This window comes from Halpernia sp. GG3, assembly GCF_052976925.2.
This window is the reverse complement of the sequence record NZ_JBRIIR020000016.1, coordinates 65313-74651: the sequence shown is the minus strand read 5'-3', so window position 1 is coordinate 74651 and position 9339 is coordinate 65313. Positions and strand designations below refer to the sequence as shown.

The window sequence follows — 9339 nt, the reverse complement described above, 5'->3', positions numbered from 1 at the left end:
ATAAGGAAAAATTTCGAGGAATTCCTTCAGGTTTAAAAGTGAGTGTTATTGTGCCCGCATATAATGAGGAAATAAATGCCGTAAGAACAGTCAATTCTCTTTTGAAACAGGATTATGAATTTCTTGATATCGTTTTTGTTGATGATGGAAGTAAAGACCTGACCTTTGAAAATGTAAAGAAAGCATTTGAAGGCAATTCGAAGGTAAAAGTTTTAACTAAACCAAATGGAGGAAAGGCCTCTGCTTTAAACTTTGGAATTTCACATACAGAATCAGAATTTGTAGTTTGTATTGACGCAGATACGCAGTTAAAAGAAGATGCAGTTTCAAGATTGATGGACGCTTTTTACATGGAAAATTTACCACAGGAAACGGGTGCTGTTGCCGGAAATGTTAAGGTTGGTAACGAAATCAACATGATAACCAAATGGCAAAGTATTGAATATATTACCTCACAAAATTTTGATAGAAGGGCTTTTGGTTATTTAAACTGTATTACGGTAATCCCAGGTGCGATCGGTGCTTTTAGAAGAAATGCGGTAATTGAATCGGGTGGTTTTACGACGGATACTTTAGCAGAAGATTGTGATTTAACTATGAGGTTGCATAAAACAGGTTATATTATCGCCAATTGTAATGATGCGCTTTCTTATACTGAAGCGCCGGAAACAATTGGTCAGTTTTTAAAACAGAGATTCCGCTGGAGTTTTGGTATTTTACAAAGTTTCTGGAAACACCGGGATGCAATTTTCCGTACGGAATACAAAAATTTTGGTAGAATCGCTTTACCCAACATTTTACTTTATCAAATTATTTTACCTTTTCTAGCACCTTTGGCAGATTTACTTTTGGTATTGAGTTTACTGCTTTCCGGTTTTGGACTTATTGTAGCAGATCCCTATCACATTATTTTATATTATATCATTTTCTCTTTGGTTGATATTTTAGGCGCTGCCATTGCGTTTGCTTTTGAAAGAGAAGATTTTAAAAAATTGATCTGGATGATTCCTCAGCGTTTGGTTTACCGCCAGCTGATGTATTATATTTTATTTAAATCTATCCGGAAAGCTTTGAAAGGTGAAATTCAAAACTGGGGTGTCTTGAAAAGAACAGGAAATGTGAAAGAACAAGCCAGTAATTAAATATTAAAAATAGACTTTGTTAAGGTTTTGACATTTAAAAAATATTTGTACTGAGAAAGCAATTTTGCAAAAGACTAATGAAAAATTTACATCCTATTTTACTATCAATCACTTTTAATAAATGAAAGAAAAGCTACTTTACAAAGCCGTAAAAATCGCTGAAAAAGCCCACAGAAAACAAACTGACAAATTTGATGCTCCGTATATCGGACACGTTATGCGCGTAATGAACTCAGGAAAAACAATTGATGAAAAAATTGTGGGAGTTTTGCACGATGTCATTGAAGATTGCCCGGAAGTTTCTTTGGATGATTTAAGATTTGAGGGTTTTTCTGAAGAAGTTGTTTTCGCAATTGATTGTCTAACAAAAACTGACGATTTAATGGATTATGATAACTTTATTAAAAAGGTAGAACAGTCACCCCTCGCGATTGCTGTCAAAATCAATGATTTAAAAGACAATATGGATTTGACCCGTTTTATAACATTAATGACGGAAAGAGATTTAAAAAGACTAAACAAGTACCTGAAAGCGTACCATTATTTAATCGAAAAGTACTGATAATTTAGTTAAAAGTTTTGTCAGAATCTTCTAATAGCTTATTTAAATCACGAAGTTCATCCTCAGTTAAGTCCCGCCATTTTCCGGAAGGAAGATCCAGTTTAATATTCATGATCCGAAGGCGTTTAAGTTTTTTAACTTCGTAACCAAGATATTCACACATACGACGAATTTGTCGGTTTAAACCTTGTGTTAATACGATCCTAAATTGAAAATTATCTAATTTCTCAACTTCACACTTTTTTGTAACGGTATCTAAAATTGGAATGCCATTTTTCATTTTTTCAATAAAAGTGTGCGTAATTTGTTTATCCACGCGAACCAAATATTCTTTCTCGTGGTTATTTCTAGCGCGCAAAATTTTATTAACAATGTCGCCGTCATTCGTCATTAAAATTAGACCTTCGCTGGGTTTATCTAATCTTCCAATAGGAAAAATCCTTGTTGGGTGATTGACGAAATCTACGATATTATTTTGCTCTCTTTTTTGATCAGTCGTGCAAACAATACCAATTGGTTTATTTACCGCAATATAAACAGGCTTTTCAGTATTTTCTTTAATTAATTTTCCTTCAACCCGAACTTCATCTTCATCTGAAACTTTTGTTCCCATCGCAGGAACTTCACCGTTGATGGTGATTTTCCCCTCCCCTAATAGTTTGTCAGCTGCTCTGCGAGAGCAAAATCCTACTTCTGAGAGATATTTGTTTATGCGTGTTTTTTCCTGCATTTACTTAAAATTCAAACTCATTTTCTAAACATTTTTCATTTGCATTTTCGATGAAATAATCACCAATTTTTGTTCGCCTTAGTTTAGTTAAATAGGCACCAACTTCCAATTTTTCACCAATATCATTTGCTAAACTTCTTATGTAAGTTCCTTTGCTACAACCCACAGTAAAACTGACAAAGGGCAAATCAATTTCTATTTCACTTAGGTGAGAAATAATAATTGTACGACTTCTCGTCACCACTTCTTCACCTGCTCTTGCTAAACTGTAAGCTCTTTTTCCGTCAATTTTTACTGCAGAAAAAATAGGTGGTTTTTGTTCTATTTCACCGATAAATTGACTTAAAACTTCGAAAATATTTTCCTCAGTAATTTTCGAAATGTCTTTTGGTAAAATTTCAGGTTTCTCCGTGTCGTAACTTTCTGTTTGAAAGCCAAGTTTTATCTCTGTGCGGTATTCTTTTGGCGCGTCCTGAATTTCTGAGATTCTTTTAGTGAATTTTCCAGTACACACAATAAGTAGACCTGTCGCTTTTGGATCTAATGTTCCCGCGTGACCAATTTTAAATTTCTTAGGTAAATCAAATTGTTTTCTAAGTTTATACTTCAATTTATTTACCGCCTGAAAACTCGTCCAGTCTAAAGGTTTATCTATAAGAATAATTTGCCCGTCTAAAATATCTTGATCCGTCATACTTAAAAACTAAAATTTGAAAAAAAATATACTTTAAGCAGCCCGACTTGAGTGAAAATCCTTTTTTTATTGCGGTTAACTAATGTTTTATAAAGGCAGTTCACATGAAAGGCAATAAAAAAAGATTGGGAACGGAAGGCGGAAAAAGCTGCCCAAAATAATTTATTTGGAATAATTGAAATAAATTAAAAGTGCGATCCCCACGATAATTCTATACCAACCCCACGGTTTAAAACCATATTTATTTAACAGAGAAATAAAAGATTTTATAGCAATTAAAGCCACAATAAATGCGATAATATTTCCCAAGAAAAAAAGTAAAATATGCTGATGATCAGCCATTATCATTTGATAACCTTTCATAGGATTTGCTGTTCCTTTTCCCCAGGTTTTAACAAAAACTGAGAAAACTGTAACGGCAGCCATCGTGGGAACTGCTAAGAAAAAAGAAAATTCTGCAGCTGCTTTGCGGGTTAATTTTAGTGTCATCCCACCGATAATTGAAGCCGCGCTTCTACTTGTTCCAGGCATCATGGCGAGACATTGCCAAAAACCAATTATGACTGCTTTTTTTATGGACAGTTCTTTTTCATCATGAACAGTGGGGTTTTTAAACCAATTATCCACAAATAGTAAAACGATTCCACCCAATACGAGCATCGATGAAATCGCTATTTGATTGCCCAAAATAACTTCAATTTTATCGTTAAATAAAAATCCTAAAACCAAAGCGGGAATTACAGCGAAAACCAGTTTATAGTAAAATTTAAGATTAGAAAAATCAAAAAACTTTTTCCAGTAGGCTGCAACAACTGCTAAAATAGCTCCGAACTGTATGGAAACCTGAAACATTTTTAAAAATTCTGTTTCCTGCATTCCCATTAAATTGGCAGCAAATCCCATATGTGCGGTTGAAGAAATTGGTAAAAATTCTGTTAAACCTTCTATGATTGCGAGAATAATTGCTTGTATTGTATCCATAGTTTTGTTTCAAAAAAAATTGCCAAAAATTTTAATCTTGACAAATTATTTAATTTTCGTTTTAATGATTTCTTTAAACTTTATTTTTTTTCATGATTGCAAAAATCTGAATCACGAAACCAGCAATTACAAATAAAGGTGCAATTCTTACCCTTCTTATGGAGAAAATAGCGTCATTCCAAACATTTGGATCGAATTTACCATCAACTGTATTCGCATCGGGACCCATCATTAAAATAAATCCGATCACGGTTATCACAAAGCCAATGATCATCAATTTATAATTGCTTTTACCAAAGTAAAATTCCTGTTTATTGTCGGGAACTATTTCCTTTTGACCATACTGATCAGCGGAAAATTTATAATTTTTTTTTGCCATTATGAGTAATATAAATCATCTGCATTAGAACGGAGAAAACGCCATGTGGCAACGATTGTGCTCAGTACAGTTATAAAAATACCAATTGAAAAAACGACTAAAATTAAATAAATATACTGATCTGTTTCCTGAACAAAAGGTGTTTTAATATTTGTAGTGAAATAATACCAAACTCCAAATAAAGCGAGTAAGCCTAAGACTGCCCCAACCGCACCCAAAATAACTGCTTCCAAAATGAAAGGTTTTAAAATAAATCGCCTTTTGGCGCCAACTAATTGCATCGTTTTAATAATAAATCTTTTTGAAAATATTTTTAAACGAATTGAATTATTAATTAAAACAATTGCTAAAACAAGAAATAAAATCGACAGTCCCAAAACCCATTTTAGAATCGTATCAAGTTTTCCATATACTTTTGCAGAATCTGAATCATTCTTCACATCTACAATTCCAGGAATACTTTTTAATTGCTTGATTGCAATTTTTACATGGATAGAATCTGTGTATTCGGGTTTTAAAGAAACTTCTACAGAAGATGGAAAAATATCTGCCTCAAACAAGGCCTGACTGTCAATTCCCAAACTTTTCTTAGCTTCTACAGTTGCTTGCTTTCTCGAAATGTACGTGGCACGACGAACACTTGGTAAAACTTCAATTTTTTTCAAAGCATCCTGTTCTTGTGCCGCAACTTTAATGGAATCTTTGGCAGTGAAATTCTGATCAAAATACGCATTAACAACCAATTGCTCCTTTAAGTAATCTGAGTACTTTTGTGCATTTAATAAGATAACACCGAAAAGTCCCACTAAAAATAAAACGAGCGCAATACTCACTACTACGGTTATATTGCTGGATCTTAGTCTGCTTTTATTAAAATCTTCAACTGTCTTTGCCATTAAATCTACAATTTTGCGCTAAATTAGAAAAAATCTTCCGAAATTTGCCCTAGAAATCAAAAAATGAGTGTTAACATATCATAAATAATGATTTACAAATTATTAGTTTTCAAATAAATTTAAAAAAAATCACTTTGAGCGTAAGAGCAAAAAAACATTTAGGACAGCACTTTTTAACGGACGAAAGTATTGCAGAAAATATTGTGGAATCTCTAGATTTTACAAATGATGAAGTTATATTAGAAGTTGGCCCCGGAATGGGCGTATTGACGAAATATCTGATAAAAAAAAATCAAGAATTGCTTCTGGCAGAAATTGATGAAGAATCTGTTGATTACTTAAAACAAAATTATTTAAATCTAAATGACAGCAATTTTATCGGTGATTTTTTAACTTTTAACTTTCCTGAAACTGATTCGCAAGTCGCCGTCATTGGAAATTTCCCGTATAATATTTCTTCTCAAATTTTGTTCAAAATAATTGAAAATTACACAAAAGTTCCACAAATGGTTGGAATGTTTCAAAAGGAAGTCGCAGAAAGAGTTGCAGCGGTTCCACGAACAAAAGATTACGGAATACTATCAGTTTTAGTACAGGCCTATTATGACGTAGAATATCTTTTTACAGTTCATGAGAATGTTTTTGATCCGCCGCCAAAAGTGAAATCTGGCGTGATCAAACTTCGCAGAAATTTAACGGAAGGCTTAGAAGGAAATGAAATATTGTTTAAAAAAATAGTAAAAGCAGGTTTCGGACAGAGACGTAAAAAGCTAAGCAATTCTTTAAAAGTTATAGGAATTCCTGAAAATTTATTTGAACACCGTTTTATGACGCAGCGGGCGGAAGAACTTTCTGTAATAGAATTTCTGGAACTGACGCATTTATGGGAAGCAAAGTAATAACTATTCTTTATAAAAGTAAAAACACCATTTCAGCTAGTGAAATGGTGTTTTTACTTTTATAAATTTAAATTTATTTTTTCACAGGAACTTCAACACTAGAAGTTGTAATTCCATGTAATTTTTCGTCTGATGATTTACCTTTTCCTTTAAGCAAATCATAAGCGATTGCAGAAGCTATGAATATGGATGAATAAGTACCGAAACCAATACCTAAAAGCAACGCAAACATAAATCCTCGAAGGTTTTCACCACCAAAGATAAAGATGGCTAAAATCACCAACAATGTCGTAAACGAAGTGTTAAAAGTTCTACCCAAAGTACTTGAAATTGAATCATCAAATAATCCAGCCAATGAAATTGATTTTTTCTCACGTAAATATTCCCGAATTCGATCAAATACAATCACTGTATCATTAATAGAATAACCTAGAACTGTTAAAATTGCGGCGATAAAATCCTGATTAATTTCCATGTTGAACGGGGCATATTTATAAAATAATGAATAGGCTCCCAAAATAATAATTGAATCGTGGATCAAGGCTACAATCGCCCCCAGAGAAAATTGCCATTTTCTAAATCTTACTAATATGTAGATAAAAATACCTACAATTGCTAAAATAAATGCCTGAGTTCCGCCAGTTTTAATATCATCTGCGACGGTTGGTCCTACTTTCGTAGAAGATACAATTCCTGCATGAGAAACATCCGCTGCTTTAAATTCTTGTAAAGTAAGATTTGCCGGAAGATTTGGTTTTAAGCCCTCATATAATTTCGCTTCTATTGTTTGATCGGCCTTTAAAGACGCATCATCAATTAAATAATCTGTTGAGATTTTTAGTTGATTATCCTTACCAAATGTTTTTGTTTCGACAGAACTTTCTTGGCCGCTTTCCGTTTTAAATAGTTTTGTTAAGCTTTTTTCTACAGAAGTTGCATCAACAGGTTTTTCAAATTTTACAACATAATTTCTACCACCTGTAAAGTCAATACCAAATTTAAAACTATTGGTGTAAATAGAGATTAAACTTCCAACCGTTAAAATTATGGAGAAAATATAAGTATATTTTCTTTTACCAATAAAATCTAACCATACATTTCTGAAAAGATTTTTAGTAGGTTTTGTCCAAACGGATAATTTTTTACCTTTATTCAAACGGCTAAAAATCATTACTCTTGATAAAAGTACAGAAGTAAAGAAAGTCATTAGCAAACCAATTCCCAAAGTAACTGCAAAACCTTTAATTGGTCCTGTTCCGAAGAAAAACAGCACTGCCGCTGTCAATAACGTAGTTGCATGGCCGTCAATAATTGCAGAAAGAGCATGTTTGAATCCGTCTTTGTAGGCTTCTAAAATATTTTTACCGGCAAAGAGTTCTTCCTTTGTCCTTTCATAAATGATAACATTTGTGTCGACCGCTAAAGCCATTGTCAGAACGATACCAGCAATCCCAGGAAGTGTAAGTGTTGCGCCAATTGAATTCATAATTCCAAAGAGGAAAAATAAATTGATGATCATTGCAATAACCGCGAAAATCCCAGCGCCACCATAATAGAATATAATATAAACAATGATTATACAAAACGCGATTATAAATGATAAAAATCCTGCGTGGATTGATTCTGCACCCAAAGATGGTCCTACAACATCTGCCTGAACGATTTTTGCGCCAGCCGGCAATTTACCTGCGCTTAGAACATCAACTAGATCTTTTGCTTCTTCCGGTGAGAAATTTCCAGAAATTTGTGTTCTTCCATTCGGAATTACTCCCTGTACATTCGGTGCGGTGTAAACGCGACCATCCAAAGTTACGGCAACCTGTTTTCCAACATTTTTCTCCGTTAAAGTTTTCCATTCCTTGGAACCTTTTTGGTCCATTTGCATATCTACAACCACTCTACCCAGATCGTCATAGTTAACACGGGCAGATTCTACAGCGCCGTCAACCGGAGCTCTTTGTGTAATATTACCTCGAATGGCATATAAAACCAAATTATTAGCATCAGTTGTTTCCGGTTTGTAACCCCATATAAACTGTGTGTATTTTACATTTGACGGTCTTAAATCCTGCGCAATTTTACTGTTAAGAATTTTATTTACAACTGCCGTATCTGATAATTTTACATTTGCTGCACCTTGAGAGCGCGCGCCTGTTAACTGTAAAACACTGATAAGATTTGTTTTATTTGAAACGCCCATAGAATCGCCTTTCGTAGCAATTACTTGAGCTAGCTGTTGAAAATAAGGTCCAACTTCGTTGATTTGCTGTACCTCCCAAAACTGTAATTTTGCAGAAGACTGAAGCAATTTTTTTACACGGTCAATATCTTTTATGCCCGGCATTTCAACGAAAATACGTGCAGTTCCCGGAACACGTTGAACGTTTGGTTGTACAGCTCCCGTTTTATCGATTCTTGTCCGTATTACTTCATAAGCAGTTCCAATTGATGCTTCTATCTTTTTTCTAACGATAGATTTTACTTCTTCATCGGAAGTATTGTATTTAATTTCACTTAAACCCTGATTTCCAAAAATTTCAGGATCTGCAAGTTTTAAATTTGCTCCTTTTTCTTTATTTACCGTAGAAAATTCTGTAAAGAAATCCTCTATATAATTTTTACTTGATTTTTTTTGAACCTGATCAGTTCTATTTAAGGCTTCAATTAAGACCGGATTTACAGAATAATTAGTTAAATCATTCACTAAATCTTTTTGGTTAATCTCCAATAAAACGTTGATACCTCCTTTTAAATCGAGGCCTAACTTCATTTCATTTTTCTTGGCCGTGTTATAATCTAATTTTTTAATGCCCAGATTTAGAGTGTCTTTTGCAAGTCTGTCTAATTCTTTTTTGTATTTCACTGGATCATTTCCGGCAATAGCTTCCGCACGATTTTCTATGTTACTTGCATAAAATGTAGGCACAAGCGCGCTTAAACAGATGAGTCCTAAAATAACTGCGATGGTAACAATAAGTCCTTTTCCTTGCATTGTTTTGTATTTACAACATTAAAAATTATAGGCGGCAAATATACTTAAAATCTTGTTAAATATG

Annotated in this window: 9 protein-coding genes; 3 read left to right on the top strand and 6 right to left on the bottom strand. The window is 33.5% G+C overall.

The annotated features are described in order from the left end of the window. On the top strand, positions 1-1142 hold a 1142-nt coding region (locus tag ACVBED_RS09350; RefSeq protein WP_473094917.1), incomplete at its 5' end, for a glycosyltransferase family 2 protein. A 121-nt stretch (positions 1143-1263) separates the two neighbouring features. Beyond that, positions 1264-1704 (top strand): phosphohydrolase, encoded by a 441-nt coding sequence (locus tag ACVBED_RS09345; RefSeq protein WP_473094916.1) that lies wholly within the window; start codon positions 1264-1266, stop codon positions 1702-1704. A gap of 4 nt (positions 1705-1708) precedes the next feature. On the opposite strand, the gene rluF is transcribed toward ACVBED_RS09345, so the two are convergent. The 5 genes from rluF to ACVBED_RS09320 form a co-directional block, all read right to left on the bottom strand. Further along, a complete protein-coding gene (gene rluF, locus ACVBED_RS09340; RefSeq protein ID WP_473094915.1) occupies positions 1709-2434 on the bottom strand; it encodes a 23S rRNA pseudouridine(2604) synthase RluF in 726 nt (241 codons plus the stop codon). Positions 2435-2438: 4 nt separating this feature from the next. After that, positions 2439-3128 carry a tRNA pseudouridine(55) synthase TruB gene (gene truB / locus ACVBED_RS09335; protein WP_447121625.1) on the bottom strand — a complete coding sequence of 230 codons (690 nt, stop codon included), beginning with the start codon at positions 3126-3128 and terminating at the stop codon, positions 2439-2441. A 162-nt stretch (positions 3129-3290) separates the two neighbouring features. Next, positions 3291-4109 carry an undecaprenyl-diphosphate phosphatase gene (locus tag ACVBED_RS09330; RefSeq protein ID WP_473094914.1) on the bottom strand — a complete coding sequence of 273 codons (819 nt, stop codon included), beginning with the start codon at positions 4107-4109 and terminating at the stop codon, positions 3291-3293. A gap of 73 nt (positions 4110-4182) precedes the next feature. Next, positions 4183-4488: a DUF3098 domain-containing protein gene (locus tag ACVBED_RS09325; protein ID WP_447121624.1), complete on the bottom strand. Its 306-nt coding sequence runs from the start codon at positions 4486-4488 to the stop codon at positions 4183-4185. Beyond that, entirely contained in the window at positions 4488-5384 is an 897-nt protein-coding gene (locus ACVBED_RS09320) for a cell division protein FtsX (protein ID WP_473094913.1), read from the bottom strand. Before ACVBED_RS09320 ends, ACVBED_RS09325 begins: the two co-directional genes overlap by 1 nt. A 134-nt stretch (positions 5385-5518) precedes the next feature. Between ACVBED_RS09320 and rsmA the strand changes: the two genes are divergently transcribed. Then, a complete protein-coding gene (gene rsmA / locus ACVBED_RS09315; protein WP_447121623.1) occupies positions 5519-6283 on the top strand; it encodes a 16S rRNA (adenine(1518)-N(6)/adenine(1519)-N(6))-dimethyltransferase RsmA in 765 nt (254 codons plus the stop codon). Between the two features lie 73 nt (positions 6284-6356). Here the strand turns inward: rsmA and secD are convergent, their stop codons facing one another. After that, positions 6357-9275 (bottom strand): protein translocase subunit SecD, encoded by a 2919-nt coding sequence (gene secD / locus ACVBED_RS09310; protein ID WP_473094912.1) that lies wholly within the window; start codon positions 9273-9275, stop codon positions 6357-6359. Between the last annotated feature and the right edge of the window lie 64 nt (positions 9276-9339).